Source organism: Parviterribacter multiflagellatus (assembly GCF_056863265.1).
This window is the reverse complement of sequence record NZ_JBXPIZ010000005.1, coordinates 186,695-207,762: the sequence shown is the minus strand read 5'-3', so window position 1 is coordinate 207,762 and position 21,068 is coordinate 186,695. Positions and strand designations below refer to the sequence as shown.

The window sequence follows — 21,068 nt, the reverse complement described above, 5'->3', positions numbered from 1 at the left end:
TGAGCGCTTACGCGTCGCGCAGCGAGCGCAGCACGTACGGCAGGATGCCGCCGTGGCGGAAGTACTCCGCCTCCTTCGGCGTGTCGATCCGGACGCGCGCCGTGATCTCCTTGCCGTCGGCCTTGATCGTGACCTCGCGCGGCAGCTCGCCGTTGTTGATCGCGTCGGCGAAGCCCTCGATCGTGATCTCCTCCTCGCCGGTGAGGTCGTACTCCTCGACCTGCAGCGGCAGGACGCCCATGCCGACGAGGTTCGAGCGGTGGATGCGCTCGAAGGAGTTCGCGATCACCGCGCGGACCCCGAGCAGCTTCGTGCCCTTCGCCGCCCAGTCGCGCGACGAGCCCGAGCCGTACTCCTTGCCGCCGAGGATGACCAGCGGCGTGCCGGCCTCGGCGTACTTCTGCGCCGCGTCGTAGATCGACATCTCCTCGCCGGAGCCGTCGCCGAGGTAGCGGGTGACGCCGCCCTCGGTGCCCGGCGCGAGCTGGTTGCGCAGGCGGATGTTCGCGAACGTGCCGCGGATCATCACCTCGTGGTTGCCGCGCCGCGAGCCGTACGAGTTGAACTCGCGCGGCTCCACGCCGTGCTCGATCAGGTACTTGCCCGCGGGCGAGTCCTTCTTGATCGCGCCGGCGGGCGAGATGTGGTCGGTCGTGACCGAGTCGCCCAGCTTGGCGAGCACGCGCGCGCCGGTGATGTCCTGAACGGGCTCCGGCTCGGCGGGCATCCCGTCGAAGTACGGCGCCTTGCGGACGTACGTCGAGTCGTCGGCCCAGGCGAACGCGTCACCGGTCGGGACGTCGAGGCCCTGCCAGCGCTGGTCGCCGTCGAACACCGTCTCGTAGGAGGAGGTGAACATCGACGACTGCACCGCGGACTCGATCGTCTCGGCGACCTCCTGCTCCGAGGGCCAGATGTCCTTGAGGTACACGTCCGAGCCCGGGAACGGATCGTTGTACGGGTCCCAGTCCATCGTCCCCGCGAGCGCGTACGCCACGACGAGCGGCGGCGACGCGAGGTAGTTCATCTTCACGTCCGGGTTGATCCGGCCCTCGAAGTTGCGGTTGCCCGAGAGGACCGACACCGCGGTGAGGTCGTTCTCGTTGATGACCGCGGAGATCTCCTCGGGCAGCGGGCCGGAGTTGCCGATGCAGGTCGTGCAGCCGTAGCCGACGAGGTTGAACCCGAGCTGGTCGAGGTACTGCGTCAGCCCGGCCTTCTCGTAGTACTCGGTGACGACGAGCGAGCCCGGCGCCAGCGAGGTCTTCACCCACGGCTTGCGCTCCAGGCCCTTCTCGATCGCGTTGCGCGCGAGCAGGCCGGCGGCGAGCATCACCGACGGGTTCGACGTGTTCGTGCACGACGTGATGGCCGCGATGACGACGTGGCCGTGGTCGAGCTCGGTCTCGGTGCCGTCGGCGAGCGTGACCGGCGTGACCGTGCGAACGCGCTCGGCCACGCTGGAGTGGTCGTGCGTGCGCGCGGTCTGGTCGTAGCCCGCGGCGCCGCCGTTGCCCGGCGCGGTGCCGGCGGGCGGGTCCGAGGACGGGAACGACTCGGCGTCCGCGTCCTCCGTCGCGGCGCGGTGCGGCGGCACGCCCGGCTTGCCGTTGCCCTGCTCGGGCTTGCCGGTGAACTCCTCCAGCGCCTCACGGAACTCGACCTGCGACTCGGTCAGCGAGACGCGGTCCTGCGGCCGGCGCGGCCCGGCGATCGACGGGACGACGTCGCCGAGGTCGAGCTCGAGGTAGTCGGAGAACGTCGGGTCCTCGGCGTTCTCGTCGTGCCAGAGGCCCTGCTCCTTGGCGTACGCCTCGACGAGGTCGCGCTGCTCCTTCGAGCGGCCCGTGAACTCGAGGTAGCGGAGCGTCTCGGCGTCGACCGGGAAGATCGCGCAGGTCGAGCCGAACTCCGGGCTCATGTTGCCGATCGTCGCGCGGTCGGCCAGCGGGAGCGCCGCCAGGCCGTGGCCGTAGAACTCGACGAACTTGCCGACGACGCCCTTCTGGCGGAGCATCTCGGTGACCGTCAGGACGAGGTCGGTCGCGGTGGCGCCCTCGGGCAGCTCGCCGCTGAGCTTGAAGCCGATCACCTGCGGGATGAGCATCGACATCGGCTGGCCGAGCATCGCGGCCTCCGCCTCGATGCCGCCGACGCCCCAGCCGAGCACGCCGAGGCCGTTGACCATCGTCGTGTGCGAGTCGGTGCCGACGAGCGTGTCGGGGTACGCCTGGCCGGTCTTCTCGTTCGGGAAGACGACGCGCGCCAGGTACTCGATGTTGACCTGGTGGACGATGCCGGTGTCCGGCGGTACGACGCTGAAGTCGGCGAAGGCGCCCTGACCCCAGCGGAGGAACTGGTAGCGCTCCTGGTTGCGCTCGAACTCGCGCTCGGCGTTGCGCTCGGCGGCCTCGCGCGTGCCGAAGTAGTCGACCTGGACGGAGTGGTCGATGACCAGCTCGGCCGGGATGAGCGGGTTCACCTTGTTCGGGTCCCCGCCGATCTCGTCGCGCATCGCGTCGCGCATGGCGGCGAGGTCGACGACGGCCGGGACGCCGGTGAAGTCCTGCATCAGGACACGCGCAGGCGTGAAGGCGATCTCCTTCGAGGGGTCGGCCTTCGCGTCCCAGGTCGCAAGCGCCTCGATGTCCTTGGCGTCGACCGAGCCGTTCCCCTCGGTGCGCAGCAGGTTCTCGAGGAGGATCTTGAGGGAGTACGGGAGGCGCGCGACGTCGAACTTCGACTGCAGCGCATCCAGGCGGAAGATCTCGAACGTCCGGTCGCCGACGCGGAGGTCAGCGCGGGCGTCGAAGCTGTTCGGGTTCGGCATGCGGAGTTTCCTGTCTTCGGGGAGACTTCCATCTTGGCACCTGCCGTCTCGCCCATGACCCTGAAGACCGTTCTCGCCGTGGGCACCGTGGTGCTCGCCCTTGTCCTCCCCGCTTCCCTGCCCGGCCACGCGTTCGCGCAGGAGGGCGCCGTCCAGTCGACGGTGACCGTGCCGTACGACCGGTCGAACCCCGCCGCCGGGACGCTCCGGCTGGCCGTGACGCGCGTGCCGGCCACGCGGCGTGCCGCGCGCACCGTGCTGTACCTGTCGGGTGGGCCGGGCGGCTCGGCGCGGTCCGAGCTGCCCGACGTGCTGGCCGGGTTCTCGCGCGAGCTGCGGCGCACGCGCGACGTCGTGGCGTTCGACGCGCGGGGGACCGGGCGGTCGGGGCTGATCGTCTGCCCGGAGCTGCAGCGGGACCGGACGCTGCGCGACGGGGCGGCGGCGGCTGCGTGCGCGGCGCGGCTGGGGGCGCGCCGCGGGCTGTACACGACCGAGGCGCAGGTCGCCGACGTCGAGGCGGTGCGGGTGGCGCTGGGAGTCGAACGGCTCGACCTGTACGGCGTCTCGTACGGGACCGAGGTGGCGCTGCGGTACGCGGCGGCGTACCCGTCGCGGGTCGGGCGGGTCGCGCTGGACTCCGTGCTGCCGCCGGAGGGGCCGAGCGCGTTGGGGCTGGAGCTGTTCAGCGGGATGGGGCGCGTGCTGGGGAAGCTGTGCGCGCGGTCGCGGTGCCCGCGGGGGCTGCCGTCGCCGACGACGACGGTGCCGCAGCTGGTCGCGAAGCTGCGCGGCGCGCCGATGACGGCGCGCGTCGTGGACGCGCGCGGGCGCGCACGGGACGAGGTGCTCGACCGCGTCGCGCTGCTCGACCTGCTGCTGGCCGGCGACTTCTCGCCGGGGCTGCGGGCGGCGTTCCCGGCGGCGGTGGTGGCGGCGTTGCGGGGTGACGCGGCGCCGCTGCTGCGACTGCGGGCGCTGGACCGGCTGGCGACGCCGCTCTCGCCGGCGCGCGCGTTCTCCAACGGGGCGTACGCGGCGACGAGCTGCGAGCAGCTGGAGCTGCCCTGGGACGGGCAGGCCGACCTGGCGACGCGGCGCGCGCAGGCGGCGGCCCGCTTGGCGGCGATGGGCGACGCGCCGTTCGCGCCGTTCGACGCGGAGACGATCCTCGTCGCGGACTTCCTGCCGCTGTGCCTGGGGTGGCCGGCGCAGGCCGCGCCGCCGCCGAGCGTGCTCCCGCCGATCCCCGCCGTGCCGATGCTGCTGATGGCGGGCGAGCAGGACCTCCGCACGCCCCTCGAGAGCGCCCGCGAGGTGCAGGCGCGCAACCCGCGCGCGCGGCTCGTGACGATCCCCGACACCGGCCACTCGGTGACGACGACCGACCTGACCGGCTGCGCGGCGCGGGCGCTGAACGCGTTCCTCCTCGCGCGCGGGGCGGTGTCGTGCACGAAGGCGGGCGCGGCGCTCGTCCCGCCCGTCCCGGTCGCCCCCAGGTCGGCCTCGGCCTTCGGCTCCTCGCGCGTCCGCCGCACCGTCCGCGCGCTGGACGCGGCCCTCGACGACGTGACGCTCGCGCTGACGGTCGGCGCCACCCGCGGCGGCGGCCTGCGCGGCGGCTCGTACGTCCTGCGCGACAACGGGGTCGAGCTGCGCGCCTACGAGTACGTGCGCGGCATCCGCTTCACCGCGACCCCCGGCGCCCGCGGCACCCTGCGCGTGCGCGCGAGCGGTCCGCAGGCCGCCACCGGCACCCTCACGATCTCCCGCCGCGGCCGCGCGACCGGTCGCCTCGGCGGGCGCCCAGTGAGCACGCGGCTCCGTGGCGGCCCGCCGGCGGCGTAGCGACGACCCGGCACAGTTTCGACTCGCATACCGAGTCGAAACCGTGCCGGGTTGCGGTCAGGGGGTCGGGGAGGTCGGGACGGGTGGGATCGGGAGGTCGATGCCCTTCGCGAGCTGGACCTTCGCCGGGCGCTGGCCGCGCCAGGAGAGCGTGATCGGGACGCTCTGGCCGGGCTGGAGGGTCGCGATCTGGCCGAGGCGGCGCCTCTCGAAGTCCGTCGCCTCCTCCTTGAGCGACCAGCCCCAGATGCCGTGCGCGAACGCGGCCAGGAACGTGGTCGCGCTGCGGACCTCGCCGCCCGAGGCGTCGAGCGCGCGCACGCGCGAGACGTCGAGCTCCACCGGCCGCAGGCCCGTGTTCTCCAGCTGCGCGTAGAGGACCTGGTCGGTGGGGCGTTCGGACTGGAAGACCTGCACCTCGCCCTTCCACGACACCGTGCCCACCTCGGCGTCCCCGCCCGCCAGCAGCAGCACGACCGTGACGACCGCCGCCGCGACCAGGGCGACGGCGGCGGCGAGGCGGGTCCGCGACGGGCCGGTGGGCCGGTCGGTGACGAGCGGGGTCGCGACGGCGCCGGCCATGTCGCTCCTCACCCCTTCGGGACGGTCGGGAGGGACGGGAGCCGCACCGTCGGCCGGTCGCGCTCCGCGGCGTCGCTCCCGGAGGAGCCGCTGGAGGAGCCGCTCGAGCCCGCCGGCGCCGCAGGCCGCTTGGGCGTGTCGAACCACGTGCACGCGGGCGGGTCCGGGTTGGTCTCCGGGTCCCACGTCGCGCACGTCGCCTCCAGCGCGAGCTTGGCCGGGTTGCCGATCGGGTTCTTCGAGCCCCGCGCGCAGTCCGGCAGCACCGACGGGTTCGACGAGATGGCGCCGCCCTCGCCCAGGCCGCGGTTGGCCTCCCAGCAGTTCCCGATCCCCTGCTCGTCCCAGTAGACGTCGACGCCGTTGGGCGCGACCGTCCCGTCCGGCGCGCGGCCGAACGCGTTCTCGGTCACCTTGTTCTGGTTGGACGTGTCGAACTGCCGCTTGACGTCGTCCGGCGGCACCTCGCCGCGGACGATCGCCGGCACCCAGAACAGCCGGTAGCCCGAGCGCCAGTTGTCCCACACCTGGTTGCCGCGGACGATGTTGCCGTTCGCGCCGTAGAACGCGAACCCGACCCCGACCGGCGACTGGAACTGCGGGCAGACGTGCTCGCGCGGGCGCCGCTCGAAGGGCGTGTCGGCGCAGAACTGCTGGTTGCCCTCGTCGAAGAAGTTCTGGTTGTTCGAGTAGACCCGGTTGTCCTCCCACTTCGAGCAGTCCTGCGGCATGCCCGGATGCCCGGAGGCGAAGGAGTCGTTCACGATCCCCGTGCCGTTGTCGTACCACTCGGAGTCGTGCACCCACGTGCCGTTGCCGGCGGTGCCGGACTGGCCGAGCACGTTGTCGTGCGACTTGGAGAACCGGATCTCGATGCCGTACCGCTGGCAGTGGCCCTCGGGCCCGGAGCCCGGGTAGATGCCCGAGTCGCCGTTGCCGTAGGCGTCGACCCGCTCGTACAGCCCGTTGTCGGACGTGAACGTGAGGATCCCGTAGTTCTGGTTGTACCGGGCGACGATGTCCTGCACGACGAAGCCGTTCGTCTCCACCACGTCGACCCCGTTGAACGAGGCCTGCTCCACCGCGATGCCCTTGATGTACACGCCGTCGGCGCGGTCCGCGCGGATGACGTCGCGCTTGAGGCGGTCGCCGACGATCAGCACGTCCTCGGGCCTCTTGCCGACGCCCTCCAGCAGCAGCCCGCACTTCTGGTCGCAGACGCGGTCCGGGTCGGCCGGGTCGTCGCCCATGATCTGGATGAGGTTGCGCGAGTTCTTGCAGTCCCAGTGGAACTGGTACGTCGGGACCTTGCCGTCCTCCCCGTGGCCGTCGTTCGTCGGCTCCCAGTACTTCGGGTCATCCTGGGAGCACTTGGGGTCGTTCAGCGGGACCTTCCGCGAAGGCTCCTCGGTGTAGACACCCGGGAAGATCCGGATACGGTCGCCGGACGTGGCCGCATCGACCGCCGCCTGGATGTCGTTGAACGCGCAGCGCCCGACCTGCCTGAGGCGCCGCTCGCGCATGCGGGTCGTCTTGGGGCCCTTGCCCTTCCACAGCTGCTTGATGCGCTCGGCGGAGTCCGGCTTGCACACGGTGAGGATCTCGCCGCTGGTCGGGTACGCCGGCCGTTCGCCCTTCGTGTGGTCGGGGAAGAACGTCGTCCGCTCGGGATGGCCGCTCGCTCCGGGCGCCCCAACGAGCACCGCCAGCATGGCCAAAGGGATGATCAGCTTGCGCATACCGACCGTCGATGCCTCCTCTACCCTCTGCGCAGGTGCCTGAGGGTCGTGTTCCACAGCAGGCTCGAGGCGAGGAGCGCCGCGAGCGGATCTTGCAGGCGACCCTGGCGGTCATCAGCCGCTCCGGCATCCCCGCGGTGACCCACCGCAGCGTCGCCGAAGAGGCCGGCGTCCCCCTCGGATCGCTGACCTACTGGTTCGCGACGAAGGATGACCTGCTGCGCGAGGCATTGCGCCGGTTCGTGGAGGAAGAGGCCGCGCGGCTGCAGGCGATCGCCGGCCAGCTCGCCGACGGCGTCGCCCCGGCCGACGCCGCGCGGAGCTTCGCCGAGGTGCTGGAGACCGGCCACCAGCGGCCCGACCAGGTCGCGCAGTTCGAGCTGTACCTGGAGGCCGCGCGCAACCCGGCGCTGCGCCCGATCGCGGAGGAGGGGCTGCGCGCCTACGAGGCCGTCGCGGTCGCCGCGCTGCGCTCGGTCGGTGTCGACGAGCCGGAGGAGATGGCGCCGCTGTTCGTCTCGCTGGCCGACGGCCTCGGCCTGCGCCGCATCGCGAGCGGGACCGCGCCCCCGCTCGACCGCCTCATGGTCGCGCTGCTGCGGGCGCTGACCTAGCGGCGCTTCAGCTCTCGCGCCGGCGGGGGAACCGGCGCCGGCGCCGGTCGACCTCGAACCACACGCGGGTGGCCTTCTCCTCGCGGTCGACGCCCCAGCGCGACGCGAGCATGTCGAGCATCCGCAGCCCGAAGCCGGCCGCCTCGTGGCGGACCTGCGGGTCGAAGCCCGGCCCCTGGTCGCGCACCTCGACGCGCGCCCAGCTCTCCGTCAGCCGTGCGGCGAGCACGATCCGCTGCCCGTCCCCCATGCCGGCGTGGCGGATCGCGTTGGTGACGACCTCCGAGACGAGGAGGCAGACGGTGTGGTCGAGGTCGGGATCCAGACCCTCCCGGACGAGCAGACGGCGCGCGGCCCCGGCCGCTTCCGGGTGGGCCGGCAGCGCGACGACGATGTCGTGATGTGCGGGCGCCAGTGGCATGTTCGTCACGGGGTTCACCGGTCTCCGCGCGAATCATGCGCCGTCCTGGCGCCACCCCTCCCGCGATCCTAATCGGAAGCGGACCGATCGAGTCCCGCCACCAAGCGCGCCAACTCCGTTCGCGAGCGAAGGTCCAGCTTGCGGTAGATCTGGCGCAGGTGCGCCTCCACGGTCCGGGTGGACACGAAGAGCGCTCCGGCGACCTGGCGGTTGGAGAGCCCACGGCCGACGTGGAGCGCCACGCGCAGCTCCTGCGGCGTCAGCTCGTCGAGCGCGGGTGGCGCCTGCACGGCAGGTTCGTCGCCGTCCGCCGGCGCCCCGGCCAGCTCGAGCTCGCGCCGCGCGTGCGCCGCCCACACCGTGGCGCCCACGCGGTCGAACAGCTCCAGCGCCTCCTGGAGCGGCTCGCGCGCCGCGCCGCGCTTGCGGGAGCGGCGGCGCCGCGCGCCGAGCGCCAGCAGCGTCCGGGCCCGCGCGAACGGCGAGACCTGCGCGGCGTCGTGCAGGGCCAGCGTCTGCGCGAACAGCTCCTCGTACGCGTCGTCGGGGGCGATCAGCGCCCGGCAGCGCGCGATCGCGTCGCGCCACGCCAGCCGGCCGGTCGCCTCGATGCGCTGCTCGTACTCGTCGAGCAGCCGCTCGGCCTCCTCCAGCTCGCCTGCGCGGGCGAGCGCCTCGATGTGCACCTGGCGGATCGGCATGAAGGCCGGGTCGGTCATCCCGATCCGGTCGAGCGCCTGGTCGGCGCGGCTCAGCACCTCGATCGCGGCGTCGACGCGGTCGAGGCTGAACTCCAGCAGCCCGAGCGCGCTGAGCGGGTAGATCGCGGCGAGGTCGGCGAGGTGGCCGTGCGCGAGCTCCAGCGCACGTCCGGCGTGGGCGCGGCAGTCCTCCTCACGCCCGACCATCGCCTCGATCTCCGCGAGCGTGCCGAGCGCGTGTGCGATGACGTTCTGCTGGCCGGTCTGCTCGGCCAGGTCGAGCGCCTCGTAGCCCACGCCCAGGCCCTCCAGGAGGCGGCCGCGGCGCATGTGCATGCGGGCGCGGACCGCGAGCGGCATCCCGAGGCTGCCCGCCGCACCGGCCGTGCGCGCCGCGCGCTCCAGCCAGTCGAGGATCGCGTCGGCCTCCTCGTACAGCTCGCCGAGCAACGCGATGTGCGCGGCCTGCGCGACGCCCTCGACCGACGGCGGGGTGCGGGTGAGGCGGCGGGCCATCGCGGCGCCCTCGCGCATCAGCCGCTCGCCGCGCTCCTCGCCCGCCGCCATGAGGCCCTGCGCGGCGATGAGCTGCGCGGCGGTGCGGACGACCGCGTCGCGCCCCTCGGCCAGCTCCATCGCGCGCGTCCCGGTCCGCCAGACGCCCTCGACGTCGCCGGCCATCATCCGCGCCATCGACGCCTCCAGCAGCACCTCGGCGGCGCGCTCGGGGTCCTCCTCGGCCAGCCGGTCCGCGACGCCGACGAGCGCGCGGTGGGCGCGCTGCGGGTTGTCGCGCCGCAGGTCGAGCCGGCCCTGGAGGAGCTCGAGCTCCTTGCGGTCCTCCCCCGGCGGCTTCTCGTTGCGGGCGAGGTCGAGCAGCTCGGCGCACGCGTCGACCGCGCCGACGCGGAGCAGCTCTCCGGCGGCCGCGAGGCGGCGGCGGAAGCGGTCGACCGGGTCGGGTGACAACTCGGCGGCGCGGCGCCACGTGCGGTGCGCGGCGTCGTGGGCCCCGCGCGCGCTGGCGCCCGCGGCGAGCCGGTCGAGCGCTGCCGCCACCTCCTCGTCGGGGCCGAGCGCCGCGCCCGCCGCGTGCCAGGCCCAGCGCGGCGTGTCGCGCGGCCAGGCGACGGCGAGCGCCGCATGGGCGGCGCGCCGCTCGGGGCCGGTCGCGCCGTGGTAGACCGCCGAGCGCACGAGCGGGTGGCGGAACGTGACGCCGTCGTCGGCGCGCGCGATCAGCCCCTGCTGCTCGGCGGCGGCCAGCGCGGAGGCGTCGAGCCCGGCGTGGGCGAGCGCGACGTCCAGGAGCGAGCGCGGCGCGTGCTCGTCCACGGCGGCGACGAGGAGCGCCCGGCGCGTCTCCTCGGGCAGACGCTCGACCGGCGCCAGCAGCGCGGCCTCCAGCAGCGGCCCGGCCGGCAGCGGGCTCGGCCCCGGCCCGCCGGCGACGGCGCCGGTCCCGTCGCCGCGCGCGTGCAGCAGCGCGGGCATCTCCAGGAGCGCGAGCGGGTTGCCGGCGGCGGTGTCGAGCACGCGCCGCTCCCCGTCCGGGCCGAGCCGCACCGACGAGCGCGCGACGAGCTGGCGCGCGGCGGGCTCGGGCAGCGGCGGCACGGCGAGCGTCTGGTGCAGGTCCGGGGCGGGCGCGGGCTCGTCCGGCCGCGCGGCGCACAGCAGCGCGATCCCCTCGCTCCCCAGCCGGCGGGCGAGCACGCGGAGCGCGGCGACCGACGCCGCGTCGGCCCAGTGGAGGTCGTCGACGACGGCGAGCACCGGCCGCTGCTCGGCCACCGCGGCGAGCAGCTCGACCACCGCGCCGCCGACGGCCAGCGCGTCGAAGTCGCCCGCCGGCCCCAGCGCGAGCGCCCCTTCGAGCGCCGCGCGCTCGGCCGGCGCGAGCACCACGCGCTCGTCGAGCACCCGCAGCAGCAGCTGGGAGAGCGTCGCGTACGGCAGGCCCGTCTCGCTCTCGATCCCCCGCGCGCGCAGCACCTCGAAGCCGTCGGCCATCGCGACCGTCGCGTCGACCAGCGCCGTCTTCCCGATCCCGGGCGGACCGGTGAGGAGGAGCGCCCCGCTGACGCCCTCGCGCGCATCGGCGACGAGGCGGGCCAGCTGCCCGAGCTCGGCCTCGCGGGCGACGAGCTCGGTGGCCGGCGACGACATGGCAGGCAGCCTGGCACACGGGTGTCCCGCCGGCATCGGCGGAACCCCCGAACGCCCCGTCGGGGTCGGCTACGGCAGGTCGATCACGACCTTGCCGACCGCGCCCTGCTCGACCGCGTCGTGCGCCGCGGCGGTCTCCGCGAGCGGGAAGCGGTGGACGGGGAGCGGCGTCAACGCGCCGTCGACCAGCGCGCGCGAGACGTCCGCGACCGCCTGGTCGAGCGCCGGCCGCGGCACGGTGTAGATGAGGACGAACCGCAGCGTGATGTTCGGGACCATCAACCGCCGCACCGGCAGCGTCGGCTCGTCGTCCGCGTCGTTGGCGTACGAGCTGATCGTGGCGTTGGGCGCGGCGGCCGCCAGGTCGAGCTCGAGGTTCGCGCCCAGCGCCAGCTCCACGATCCGGTCGACGCCGTCCGGCGCCGCCGCGCGGACCTGCTCGCCCGCGTCGGCGTCCCGGTAGTTCACGACGGCGTGCGCGCCCGCGTCCCGCGCGAGCGCCGCCTTCTCCTCGCTGCTCGCCGTCGCGACGACCCGCGCGCCGCCCCACCGCGCCAGCTCGATCGCCGCGTGGCCGACCGCGCCCGCGCCGCCGGCGACGAGGACCGAGCGGCCCGAGACCGGGCCGTCGGCGAAGAGGCAGCGGTGCGCGGTGAGCGCGGGGATGCCGAGCGACGCGCCCAGCTCGTCCGGCGCGTCGGGCGGGAGCGGCACGGCCTGCTCGGCGGGCACGACCGTGTACTGCGCGGCGGTGCCCCACTGCCGCCGCAGCGCGGCGAAGTAGACCCAGACGCGCTCGCCGACGAGCGCCTCGTCGACGCCTGCGCCGACCGCCTCCACCACGCCCGCGCCGTCCTGCCCGGGCACCTGGAAGGGGAACTCGAGCTGCGCGGTCACGCCCTGGCGGGACTTGTAGTCGGTCGGGTTCACGCCCGCGACGCGCAGGCGGACGAGGACCTCGCCCGGCCCGGGCTGCGGCGTCGGGACCTCCTCGACGCGGAGCACGTCGCTGGCGCCGGTGCGGTCGTAGATGGCGGCGAGCATCCTTCGAGGGTGCCACCTCGCAGGCCACCTCACACGCGCCGGGCGCGAGCGCCAGTAGCGTACGCGCGGTGCGTCTCGGCATCGCCACCGATCTCCACCTGACGCCGGAGCCCCGCCAGGGGCACTGGAACGACGTGATCCGCTACGACCGCGCGCTGGAGCGGCTCGGCGTAGCCCTGGAGTGGTTCGGCGAGCGGGAGGTCGACGCGGTGCTCGTGCTCGGCGACCTCACCGAGGAGGGCGACCGCGCCACGCTCGACCGCGCGCTCGCCGCGGTCCGTGCCGGCACCCCGGTCGACGCGTACGTGCTCGGCGGCAACCACGACGGGCCGCTGCTCGACGAGCTGGCTGCCGCCGTCGAGGCGCCGGTCGCGGTGCTCGACCGGCTCGAGGCCGGCGGCGTGCGCGTGCTCGGCCGCCACTGCGTGCAGATCGGCGACTACCGCTTCAGCCTGCCGCTCGGCGAGCTGCCCGGCGGCGCGGAGCTGCTCGTCGTCGCCACCCACTTCCCCGTCGTCTCGCGCCAGGAGGCCGTCGAGGCGCGCGAGCTCAAGTACGCCGGCGACCTGGTCGACGCGGCCGAGGCGGCGCGCACGCTCCACGACCGGCCGGGCCCGACGGTCGTCCTGTGCGGCCACCTCCACGTCGACGACGCGTACACCGACGGCACGCTCCTGCAGGTCGTCACGCCGCCGGTCGTCGAGGGGCCGGGGACCGCGGCGATCGTCGAGATCGCGCTCGGCCCGCCTGTGACGGTGCGCCGCGAGCTGCGCGGCATCGACGCCGACGCGACGTCGGTGACCACCTGGACCTACGACGGCGTGAGATGGACGGCGTGACCGCGCCCGGCCGCGTGGCGGCACGCCTCGACGGCGTCGCGTCCTCCCCCGTCCGCGACCTGCTCGAGCTGACGCGCCGGCCGGAGGTCATCTCGTTCGCCGGCGGCCTGCCCGCACCCGAGACGTTCGACGTCCCCGGCCTGGCGCGCGCGTTCGCCGCGGTGACGTCCGACCGCGGTGTCTTCCAGTACGGCATGACCGAGGGCGACCCGGAGCTGCGCGCGCTGCTCGCCGCGCGGCTGGCCTCGCGCGGCGTCCCCGCGGGCGCCGACGACCTGCTCGTCACCGCCGGCTCGCAGCAGGCGCTGACGCTCGTCGCGACCGCCCTGCTCGACCCGGGCGACGTCGTGCTCGTCGAGCAACCGACGTACCTCGCGGCGTTGCAGGTGTTCCAGCTGGCGGGCGCGCGGCTCGTCGCGGTGCCGGGCGACGACGACGGCCCCGACCCGGCCGCGGTCGAGCGCCTCGCCGCCGAGCACGGCGCGAAGGTCCTCCACGTCATCCCGACGTTCCAGAACCCGACCGGCCGCACGATCCCGGTGGAGCGGCGCCGCGCGCTGCTCGACGTGGCGGAGCGCTGCGGGCTGTGGCTGATCGAGGACGACCCGTACAGCGAGCTGCGCTTCGCCGGCGAGTTCGTGCCGCCGCTCGGCGCGCTGCCCGGTGCGCAGGAGCGCGTGATCGTCCTCGGCTCGCTCTCCAAGGTCCTCGCGCCGGGCCTGCGCATCGGCTACCTGCGCCCGCCCGCGATGCTCCGCCCGTCGCTCGCGGTGGCCAAGCAGGCGGCCGACCTCCACACGCCGACGATCACCCAGGCCGCCGCGGCGCGCTGGCTGGCCGACGCCGACCTGGAGGCCCATCTGGAGTCCGTCCGGGCGCTCTACGGCGAGCGCCGGGACGCCATGCTCGCGGCGCTCAGCGAGCGCATGCCGGCGGGCACCGCGTGGACGGAGCCCGAGGGCGGCATGTTCACGTGGATCACGCTGCCCCCGGGCTGGGACGCCGCGGCACTGCTCCGGCGTGCGCTGGACGCGGACGTCGCGTTCGTCCCGGGCGTCCCGTTCTACCCCGGCGAGCCCGACCCCCGCACGCTCCGCCTCGCGTTCAGCGAGCCGACGCCCGACCGCATCGCGGAGGGCATCCGGCGGCTGGCCTCGATCTTCTGACCGCGGAGTTGCCCTCGGGCACGCAGTCCTGGGAAGGTCTGCACAGGTTTCGTGAGCATCGGCCCACGGATGGGCTTGCAGGATTGAGGGAAGGGACGTCCGAGATCGTGAGCGCGCGTGCACGCACCGGCCTGCCGTTCGCCCTGGCGACGGTGCTGCCGTTCGTCGCGCTGGCCCTGCCCGGGCCCGGGTTCGAGGGGGCGCTCACGCTGGTCGGCATCGCGCTGTCGGCGCTCGTCGCGGTGCTGTTCGTCGCGATCCCGTGGCGGCGGCACGCCGACTGGTGGGCGCTCGTGCCGGCGGCGCTGTACCTCATCGCCGTCGCGGTGCTGCGCGAGGCGGGCGGCGGGAACGCGTCCGGCGTCGGGCCGATGGCGCTCCTGCCCGTCATCTGGATCTCGCTGTACGGCTCGGGCCGCACGCTCGCGATCACCGCGTTCGGGGCGTTCGCGGTCTACGGGCTGCCGATCCTGATCGACGAGGAGCGCTACCCGTCGTCGGGGTGGCGGATCGGCGCGCTGCTCGCGGTGCTCGGCGCGCTGCTCGGCTACGCGGTGCAGCGCCTCCACGGCCAGGTGCGGTCGCAGGCGGCGCGGTTGGAGCGGCTGGCGTTCCTCGACGAGCTGACCGGGCTGCCGAACCGCCGCGGGTGGGACGCCGCGCTCGAGACGGCGCTCGCGGTGGCCAAGCGCCGCCAGGAGCCGCTGTGCGTCGCGCAGATCGACGTGGACGAGTTCAAGCAGGTCAACGATGACGGCGGGCACGAGGCCGGCGACCGGCTGCTCAACTCGCTGGCGACGTCGTGGGACGCGCTCCTGCGCCCCGGCGACGTCCTTGCCCGCACGGGCGGCGACGAGTTCGCGCTCCTGCTCTCGGTGTGCGGGATCGACGAGGGTCGCGACGTCGCCGAGCGCCTGCGGGCCGCGTGCGACGGCGCGACCTGCTCGATCGGGCTGGCCTGCTGGGACGCGTCGGAAGACGCGGGCGCGCTGGTGCGGCGCGCCGACGGGCTGCTGTACGAGGCCAAGCGCCTCGGGCGCGACCGGCTGTGCGCGCAGCCGGCTGGGTAGCCTGTCGGACCGCCGATGGCCCAGCGACGACTCCACGGTCTCCAGCGCGTCCTCGGGGTCAACGCCCTCTTCGCCACCGCCTACGGCAACGTCGGCTCGTCGATCTACTACGCGCTCGGCCTCGTCGCGAGCTTCGCGCTCGGCCTGACGCCGCTCGTCTTCCTCATCACGGGCCTGTTCTTCTGGTGCACCGCGGCCACGTACGCGGAGGCGACCGCGATGTTCCCCGAGGCCGGCGGCTCCTCGTCGTTCGCGCGCCGGGCGTTCAACGAGGCGGCGTCCTTCTTCGCGGCGTGGGCACAGATGCTCAACTACGTCGTCACCGTCGCGATCTCGGCGTTCTTCGTCCCGCACTACCTCGGCGGGCTGTTCGAGCCGCTCGACTTCCTCCGCCACGCACCCGGCGACGTGCTGTTCGGCATGGGCGTGATCATCGTCCTGGCCGCGATCAACATCCGCGGCGCGGAGGAGTCCGCCGGCCTGAACATCGCGCTGGCGGTCGTCGATTTCCTCACCCAGGTCCTGCTCGTCGTCGTCGGCGCCGCGCTCGTCTTCTCGCCCGACACGCTGGTCGACAACATCGAGCTCGGCGTCGCGCCCGAGTGGAGCGACTTCCTGCTCGCGATCCCGATCGGCATGATCGCCTACACGGGCATCGAGACGATCTCGAACATGGCCGAGGAGGCCAAGGACGAGACGAAGACGATCCCGAAGGCGATCTCGCGCGTCCGCTTCGCCGTCTTCGCCATCTACTTCACCCTCCCCGCGATCGCGCTGAGCGCGCTGCCGGTCTACCAGAACGAGGAGGGCGAGTACGTCACGCAGCTCGGCCTCTCCGAGGAGGAGGGCGGCTACGCGGGCGACCCGATCCTCGGTGTCGTCAAGGCGATCGACCTCGGCCCGCTCCAGGGCCCGACCGAGCTGTACGTCGGCCTGCTCGCGGCGACGATCCTCTTCATCGCGACGAACGCGGCGCTCATCGGCGTCTCGCGGCTCGTCTACTCGATGGGCATCTACCGCCAGATGCCCGACCGCCTGCGTCAGCTGCATCCGAGGTACGGGACGCCGTGGATCGGCATCCTCGTCTTCGGCGCGGCCGCGTGTCTCATCCTCATCCCGGGCCAGGCCGACTTCCTGAGCCTGATGTACGCGTTCGGCGCGATGCTGTCGTTCTCGATCGCGCACCTGTCGGTGATCCGGCTGCGGCTCGCGCAGCCCGAGCGCGAGCGCCCCTACCGCGGGCCGGGCTCGATCCGGATCGCGGGCCGCGACCTGCCGGTCTTCGCGCTGGTCGGGCTGTTCGGCACCGGCGGCGCGTTCCTCGTGACGGTCGTGCTCTACGTGGACGTGACGATCGTCGGCGTCAGCTGGCTGGTGCTCGGGATGATCGTCTACTTCTTCTACCGCCGGAACCAGGGGCTCGACCTGACGAGCACCGTCAAGGTCGCCATCCCGCGCCCGGTCACCGACCGCGAGGCGGAGTACGACTCGGTCCTCGTCGCCTACGACCACCAGCACTTCGAGCCGGGCGCGCTCGCGACGGCGGCCAAGCTCGCGGCCCGCCGGCGGCGCGGCATCCACGTGCTCATCACGATCACCGTGCCGCAGTCGTCGCCGATCGGCGCGTCGCTGCCGGAGGCCGAGCAGGCGGCCGAGTCGATCATCGAGCAGGCCAAGCTCCAGGCGGGCCGCCGGGTGTCCGGCCACTGGGAGAAGGTGCGGGTGGGCCAGGCGGGCCGCCGCATCGTGGACGAGGCGCGCGAGATGCGCGCGGCCGCGATCGTCATGCCGCTCCCCGCGCGGCGCGGGACGACGATCTTCGGCGAGGCGATCGAGACCGTCCTCGCAGAGCGCCCGTGCCGGGTGATCCTCGAGTCCGAGCCGGACGTGCGGCGCAAGCCGCTGCCGGCGTCGGCGCGCGTCTAGCTTTCGATCCGGCGCGCCGCGCGGCGGATCGCCTCGGGCGCGCGGACGCCGCCCTTCGCCTCCCACGGCTGGCAGCGCAGCGCCTTGCGGTTGCAGACCAGGCCGCCGTCGGTGCGCTTGCCCTTGACCGTGCCGCGCACGCGCATGAGCCAGGTGCCGTCGGCGCGCTGGGAGAGGCGGCGGATCACGTCGTAGCCCTCGCTGGTGACGTGGGCGGTCGCGGTCGCGCCGTCGGCCGCGCGGATGGCGGCGGCGCCGCGCGACGGATCGCCGGCGAACGTCAGGCACGGGCGGTCCTCACGGCCGGGCTCGCGCCAGCGGCACCGGTGCTCGGCGACGATCGCGCCGACGCCGTTGCGGACGACGACGTGCGACCGGACGAGCTCGAGGTCCGCCTGGGTGACCGGCCGGATGCGGTGGTCGAGCGCGGGAGCGTTCGCGGTGCCGCCGGTGACCATCAGGCTGCCGCCGGCGGAGGCGACGCACGCGACGGCGCAGCCCTTCGCCACGAAGGCCGCGGTGGGCTCGGCGCCGGCGAGGACCGCGCCGAGGTCGCGGACGCGCGCGACGAGCGCGACGGGGAAGAGCGCGGCGGCGCGCAGGCGGCGGCGCATCCGGGCGGTGCGGTGCAGGCGCGCGCAGGTCGTGCAGCCGGCGACGTGGTGGGTGGCCGCGCTCGTCAGCCGCGTCCCGCGCTCGACCGAGCGCAGGATCTCCGCGCCCACCGACTCGCAGCGGCGCTCCTCCGCGGAGACGCGGTCGGCGAGCGTCCGGCGGCTGCGCGCGACGAGCGCCTTCGCGGCGTGCTCGCTGATGTCGAGCGCGGCGCCGATGTCGTGCAGCGAGCGGCCCTCCAGCACGCTGAGCGCGAGCGCCCGGCGCTGGCGGTGCGGGAGCGCCGACCAGTGCCGGAGGATGCGCTCCAGCTCGGCCGCGAGCACGGCCGCCTCGTCGGGCGCGGTCGCCGCGGTGGCGACCTCGGCGGCTTCGAGGGGCACGGTGTCGCGCTCGGTGCGCGCGAGGTCGAGCGCCCGCCGCCACGCGATCGTGTGCAGCCACGCGCGCACATCGGTCGGGCGCTTGCCCGCGCGGAGGGCGCGGTGCGCGGAGACGAGCGCCTCCTGCACCGCGTCCTCGGCGAGCGCGCCGCGGCCGGTCCGCCGGGCGACGAACCGCACGAGCGAGCCGCGGTGGCGGCCGACGAGCTCGGCGAACGCCCGCTCGTCGCCCTCCCCGGCGTCGGCGGCAAGCCGCCGGTCCAGCTCCGCGGCGTCGCGCATCGCGTCCTAGCGGCGCAGGCGCGCGGCGGCGGCCCGGACGGCGGCCTGCGCGCTGTCGGCCTTGGCGGAGTCCCACATCGTGCAGCGCTCGCCCGTGGCGTCGCACACGAAGCCGAAGTCGAGCGACTGGCCGTTCGACACCCCGCGCGTGCGCAGGAGCCACGTGCGGTCGGCGCGGCGCGTGATGCGGGTGACCTTGTCCAGCGCCTCGCTGGTGACGTGCACCTTCGCCGACACGCCGCCCGCGGCCTCGATCTCGGCGATCGCCCGCTTCGGGTCGCCGTTGAAGCGGATGCACGGCATGTCGTCGGCCTGCGGGTCGGTCCACGTGCACGAGCGGTGGTCGACGACGCCGCCCGCAGCGTTCAGGACCTTGACGTCGGCGCTGACCTCGGTGAACGCCTCCGGCGGCACGGGCGTGATCTGCTGCGCCTGCGCGCTTCCGGCGGTCGCGCCGGCCAGCGCGGCGCCGGCGGCGATGGTGGTGAGGAGCTTGCGTGAGATGCTCATGCCCACGAGTCGCATCGTGACCGCGGATGGTGTCGCAGGAGGTGCGGATGTCCTCTTCCGGCCGACGCGCGCACAGAGCTCGCGCGCCGCGCTACGCTTGTTCCATCAGGCCGGGTCCACCGTGGGCTCGGCACCGCAGTGTTCAGCGCCCGCAGTCGTCGCCTCCTGGCTTCCTCAGCAGCCGCAGTGCACATACCCCAGGAGGGACCCATCATGGCCACCGGAATCGTCAAGTGGTTCAACGACGACAAGGGCTTCGGCTTCATCACGCCGGACGACAACAGCAAGGACCTGTTCGTCCACCACACCGGCATCAACTCGACGGGCTTCAAGACGCTCGCCGAGGGCGCCCGGGTGTCCTACGACGCCGAGTCCGGCGACAAGGGCCCCAAGGCCGTCAACGTCTCGGTGGCGTAGCCGAGCACCGCTCACCAGAGCTTCGTCGTACCGGAGGCCCCGCCAGCGCGGGGCCTCCGTCGTTCTGGTCGCGTCGGGGCGCGCGATGGGGAACACTTCCGCGCCATGGCCTTCGACACGCTCCGCATGTACCTGCACCGGACGGAGCGCTTCGCGCGCCCGAGCGACCTCTACCGGCACCGCGTCGGGCTGCTCGAGGGCGGCGAGCTGGATCTCGGGACGCTGCGCGGCCGGCCGACGCTCATCGTCAACACCGCGAGCAAGTGCGGGTTCACCGGGCAGTTCGCCGGGCTGCAGGAGCTGTTCGACCGGTACGGCGACGACGGCCTGCAGATGCTGGGCTGCCCGTCGCCGGACTTCGCCGGGCAGGAGCACGACGACGCGGATGCGATCGGGGAGGTGTGCCGGCGCAACTACGGCGTGACGTTCCCGATGGCCGAGGCGATGGCCGTGCGCTCCGAGCCCGCGCACCCGCTGTGGGCCGACCTCGCGCGCCAGCCGGGCTCCAAGCCGCCGTCGTGGAACTTCACGAAGTACCTCGTCGGCGCTGACGGGCAGCTGCTGGAGCGCTTCTCCACCCGTACGACGCCGACCGACGCGCGCGTCACCGCGGCGATCGAGACGGCGCTGCGCGGCGCGGCGTAGGGCGTCGTCAGGCGGCGGCCGCGGCCGGCTCGCGCACCGCGTCCATCGCACCACGCCGCGGCAGCAGCAGCGGCGTCGCGAGGAGGAGCACGCCCGCCGCCGCAACGGCGACCCGCGGGCTCGTCGCCGTCGCGAGCAAGCCCCACAGCGCGGTGAGCGTCGCGATCGTGGCGCTGCTCGTGATCGACCACGCGGCGAGGACGCGCGCGATCCGGTCGGGCGGCGTCTGCTCGAGCCGGGTCGTCGTGTACAGCGGGTTGAAGACGCCCATGCAGGTGACGAGCGCGAACTGGGTGGCGAGGACGAGCAGCAGGCCCGGCGTGCCGGCGACGACGAGCGCGAGCGGGAGCGACCAGCACGCGCGCAGCGTCCCGAAGACGCGCATCACGGCCGGCCGGCCGAAGCGCGCGACGGCGCGCGGCGACAGGCGCGCGCCGACCAGCCCGCCGACGCACGGCGCACCGAACGCCAGCGCGTACTGCCACGGCGCGAAGTCCAGCTCGTCGAGCATCAGGACCGCCATCGGCGGCGCGGTCGCCATGATCAGCGCGGCGACGAGCACGGTGTTGAGGAAGAGCGGCCGGAGCACCGGGCTCGCGAGGATCGTCCGCCAGCCCTCCAGCAGCTCGCCGCGCCCGAGCGCCCCACGCGCGGCCGGCGCCGGGACGTCCTCTTGGTGGCGGATCGCCCGCAGCCCGAGCGCGGAGAGGACGAAGCTCACCGCGTTCGCCACCACCGTGACCACCGGCCCGAGCAGGCCGATCGCCGCGCCGCCCGCGGGCGGCCCGATCGCGGTCGCGGTCCACAGCGTCTGCTCGAACCGCGCGTTCGCGCCCAGCAGCTGCTCGCGCGGCAGGAGCTGCTTGAGGAACGCGCCGCTCGCCGCGCGGAACGCGATGTCCGCCGCGCCGACGACCGCCGCCACCACGAGCAGCTGCGCGAACGTCAGCGCGTCGAGCGCGTACGCGACCGGGACGGTGAGCAGCGCCGCCCCGCGCAGCAGGTCGGCGCCGATCATCACCGGCCGCTTGCGCCGCCGCTCCACCCACGGCCCGAGCGGCACGGCCAGCAGCGCACCCACCGCCAGACCGCTCGCAGCCAGCGCCGCGACCGCCGCCGGGCCCGCGTCGAGGACGAGGATCGCGATCAGCGGGAACGCGTCGAACGCCAGCCACGTGCCGGCGACGCTGACCGCGTACGCGCTCCACAACCACCCGAAGTCCCGTCCGCCGACCCGTGCCAAGGGCGCGACATGAAAGCGCCCCGG

The 21,068-nt window shown here is 74.3% G+C and carries 17 protein-coding genes; 8 read left to right on the top strand and 9 right to left on the bottom strand.

What is annotated here, in order from left to right; translation table 11 throughout:
* Positions 1–7: 7 nt before the first annotated feature.
* Entirely contained in the window at positions 8–2,830 is a 2,823-nt protein-coding gene (locus AC1UE5_RS12565) for an aconitate hydratase (RefSeq protein ID WP_482923761.1), read from the bottom strand.
* Positions 2,831–2,884: 54 nt separating this feature from the next.
* Here AC1UE5_RS12565 and AC1UE5_RS12560 point away from each other — a divergent pair, with 54 nt between their 5' ends.
* Positions 2,885–4,678 (top strand): alpha/beta fold hydrolase, encoded by a 1,794-nt coding sequence (locus tag AC1UE5_RS12560; RefSeq protein ID WP_482923759.1) that lies wholly within the window; start codon positions 2,885–2,887, stop codon positions 4,676–4,678.
* A gap of 57 nt (positions 4,679–4,735) precedes the next feature.
* Here the strand turns inward: AC1UE5_RS12560 and AC1UE5_RS12555 are convergent, their stop codons facing one another.
* A complete protein-coding gene (locus AC1UE5_RS12555; protein WP_482923757.1) occupies positions 4,736–5,260 on the bottom strand; it encodes a hypothetical protein in 525 nt (174 codons plus the stop codon).
* A gap of 8 nt (positions 5,261–5,268) precedes the next feature.
* On the bottom strand, positions 5,269–6,999 hold the full coding sequence (locus AC1UE5_RS12550; protein WP_482923754.1) for a hypothetical protein: 1,731 nt from the start codon (positions 6,997–6,999) through the stop codon (positions 5,269–5,271).
* Positions 7,000–7,091: 92 nt separating this feature from the next.
* On the opposite strand from AC1UE5_RS12550, the gene AC1UE5_RS12545 reads away from it, so the two are divergent.
* The gene (locus tag AC1UE5_RS12545; RefSeq protein ID WP_482923752.1) at positions 7,092–7,613 is read left to right on the top strand and encodes a TetR/AcrR family transcriptional regulator; all 522 of its coding nucleotides are present in this window, start codon (positions 7,092–7,094) and stop codon (positions 7,611–7,613) included.
* 7 nt (positions 7,614–7,620) lie between these two features.
* Here the strand turns inward: AC1UE5_RS12545 and AC1UE5_RS12540 are convergent, their stop codons facing one another.
* From AC1UE5_RS12540 to AC1UE5_RS12530, 3 genes are all read right to left on the bottom strand, one after another.
* The gene (locus AC1UE5_RS12540) at positions 7,621–8,034 is read right to left on the bottom strand and encodes an ATP-binding protein (protein WP_482924241.1); all 414 of its coding nucleotides are present in this window, start codon (positions 8,032–8,034) and stop codon (positions 7,621–7,623) included.
* Between the two features lie 68 nt (positions 8,035–8,102).
* Positions 8,103–10,904 carry an ATP-binding protein gene (locus tag AC1UE5_RS12535; RefSeq protein ID WP_482923750.1) on the bottom strand — a complete coding sequence of 934 codons (2,802 nt, stop codon included), beginning with the start codon at positions 10,902–10,904 and terminating at the stop codon, positions 8,103–8,105.
* A gap of 69 nt (positions 10,905–10,973) precedes the next feature.
* Entirely contained in the window at positions 10,974–11,948 is a 975-nt protein-coding gene (locus AC1UE5_RS12530; protein WP_482923747.1) for an NADPH:quinone reductase, read from the bottom strand.
* 68 nt (positions 11,949–12,016) lie between these two features.
* On the opposite strand from AC1UE5_RS12530, the gene AC1UE5_RS12525 reads away from it, so the two are divergent.
* The 4 genes from AC1UE5_RS12525 (at position 12,017) to AC1UE5_RS12510 (ending at position 16,949) form a co-directional block, all read left to right on the top strand.
* The gene (locus tag AC1UE5_RS12525; protein ID WP_482923745.1) at positions 12,017–12,787 is read left to right on the top strand and encodes a metallophosphoesterase family protein; all 771 of its coding nucleotides are present in this window, start codon (positions 12,017–12,019) and stop codon (positions 12,785–12,787) included.
* Entirely contained in the window at positions 12,775–13,953 is a 1,179-nt protein-coding gene (locus AC1UE5_RS12520) for an aminotransferase-like domain-containing protein (protein WP_482923742.1), read from the top strand. Before AC1UE5_RS12525 ends, AC1UE5_RS12520 begins: the two co-directional genes overlap by 13 nt.
* 107 nt (positions 13,954–14,060) lie before the next feature.
* Positions 14,061–15,023, top strand: coding sequence for a GGDEF domain-containing protein (locus tag AC1UE5_RS12515; protein ID WP_482923740.1), 963 nt, complete (start codon positions 14,061–14,063; stop codon positions 15,021–15,023).
* Positions 15,024–15,038: 15 nt separating this feature from the next.
* Positions 15,039–16,949: a universal stress protein gene (locus AC1UE5_RS12510; RefSeq protein WP_482923738.1), complete on the top strand. Its 1,911-nt coding sequence runs from the start codon at positions 15,039–15,041 to the stop codon at positions 16,947–16,949.
* On the opposite strand, the gene AC1UE5_RS12505 is transcribed toward AC1UE5_RS12510, so the two are convergent.
* Both AC1UE5_RS12505 and AC1UE5_RS12500 read right to left on the bottom strand, forming a co-directional pair.
* Positions 16,946–18,229, bottom strand: coding sequence for an RNA polymerase sigma factor (locus AC1UE5_RS12505; RefSeq protein WP_482923736.1), 1,284 nt, complete (start codon positions 18,227–18,229; stop codon positions 16,946–16,948). The two genes, AC1UE5_RS12510 and AC1UE5_RS12505, sit on opposite strands and share 4 nt — an antisense overlap.
* A gap of 6 nt (positions 18,230–18,235) precedes the next feature.
* Positions 18,236–18,739 carry a hypothetical protein gene (locus AC1UE5_RS12500; RefSeq protein ID WP_482923734.1) on the bottom strand — a complete coding sequence of 168 codons (504 nt, stop codon included), beginning with the start codon at positions 18,737–18,739 and terminating at the stop codon, positions 18,236–18,238.
* Between the two features lie 213 nt (positions 18,740–18,952).
* On the opposite strand from AC1UE5_RS12500, the gene AC1UE5_RS12495 reads away from it, so the two are divergent.
* A complete protein-coding gene (locus tag AC1UE5_RS12495; protein ID WP_482923732.1) occupies positions 18,953–19,156 on the top strand; it encodes a cold-shock protein in 204 nt (67 codons plus the stop codon).
* A 105-nt stretch (positions 19,157–19,261) separates the two neighbouring features.
* Positions 19,262–19,801, top strand: a complete 540-nt coding sequence (locus tag AC1UE5_RS12490) for a glutathione peroxidase (RefSeq protein ID WP_482923730.1) — start codon at positions 19,262–19,264, stop codon at positions 19,799–19,801.
* Positions 19,802–19,808: 7 nt separating this feature from the next.
* On the opposite strand, the gene AC1UE5_RS12485 is transcribed toward AC1UE5_RS12490, so the two are convergent.
* Positions 19,809–21,044 (bottom strand): MFS transporter, encoded by a 1,236-nt coding sequence (locus AC1UE5_RS12485; protein ID WP_482923728.1) that lies wholly within the window; start codon positions 21,042–21,044, stop codon positions 19,809–19,811.
* Positions 21,045–21,068 lie beyond the last annotated feature (24 nt).

What these genes read in the sequence shown, in the direction of transcription:
- AC1UE5_RS12500 (WP_482923734.1), bottom strand. Translation starts at nt 18,739, where the DNA reads ATGAGCATCTCACGCAAGCTCCTCACCACCATCGCCGCCGGCGCCGCG.
- AC1UE5_RS12555 (WP_482923757.1), bottom strand. Translation starts at nt 5,260, where the DNA reads ATGGCCGGCGCCGTCGCGACCCCGCTCGTCACCGACCGGCCCACCGGC.
- AC1UE5_RS12520 (WP_482923742.1), top strand. Translation starts at nt 12,775, where the DNA reads ATGGACGGCGTGACCGCGCCCGGCCGCGTGGCGGCACGCCTCGACGGC.
- AC1UE5_RS12510 (WP_482923738.1), top strand. Translation starts at nt 15,039, where the DNA reads ATGGCCCAGCGACGACTCCACGGTCTCCAGCGCGTCCTCGGGGTCAAC.
- AC1UE5_RS12565 (WP_482923761.1), bottom strand. Translation starts at nt 2,830, where the DNA reads ATGCCGAACCCGAACAGCTTCGACGCCCGCGCTGACCTCCGCGTCGGC.
- AC1UE5_RS12550 (WP_482923754.1), bottom strand. Translation starts at nt 6,999, where the DNA reads ATGCGCAAGCTGATCATCCCTTTGGCCATGCTGGCGGTGCTCGTTGGG.
- AC1UE5_RS12505 (WP_482923736.1), bottom strand. Translation starts at nt 18,229, where the DNA reads ATGCGCGACGCCGCGGAGCTGGACCGGCGGCTTGCCGCCGACGCCGGG.
- AC1UE5_RS12495 (WP_482923732.1), top strand. Translation starts at nt 18,953, where the DNA reads ATGGCCACCGGAATCGTCAAGTGGTTCAACGACGACAAGGGCTTCGGC.
- AC1UE5_RS12535 (WP_482923750.1), bottom strand. Translation starts at nt 10,904, where the DNA reads ATGTCGTCGCCGGCCACCGAGCTCGTCGCCCGCGAGGCCGAGCTCGGG.
- AC1UE5_RS12530 (WP_482923747.1), bottom strand. Translation starts at nt 11,948, where the DNA reads ATGCTCGCCGCCATCTACGACCGCACCGGCGCCAGCGACGTGCTCCGC.
- AC1UE5_RS12560 (WP_482923759.1), top strand. Translation starts at nt 2,885, where the DNA reads ATGACCCTGAAGACCGTTCTCGCCGTGGGCACCGTGGTGCTCGCCCTT.
- AC1UE5_RS12540 (WP_482924241.1), bottom strand. Translation starts at nt 8,034, where the DNA reads ATGCCACTGGCGCCCGCACATCACGACATCGTCGTCGCGCTGCCGGCC.
- AC1UE5_RS12490 (WP_482923730.1), top strand. Translation starts at nt 19,262, where the DNA reads ATGGCCTTCGACACGCTCCGCATGTACCTGCACCGGACGGAGCGCTTC.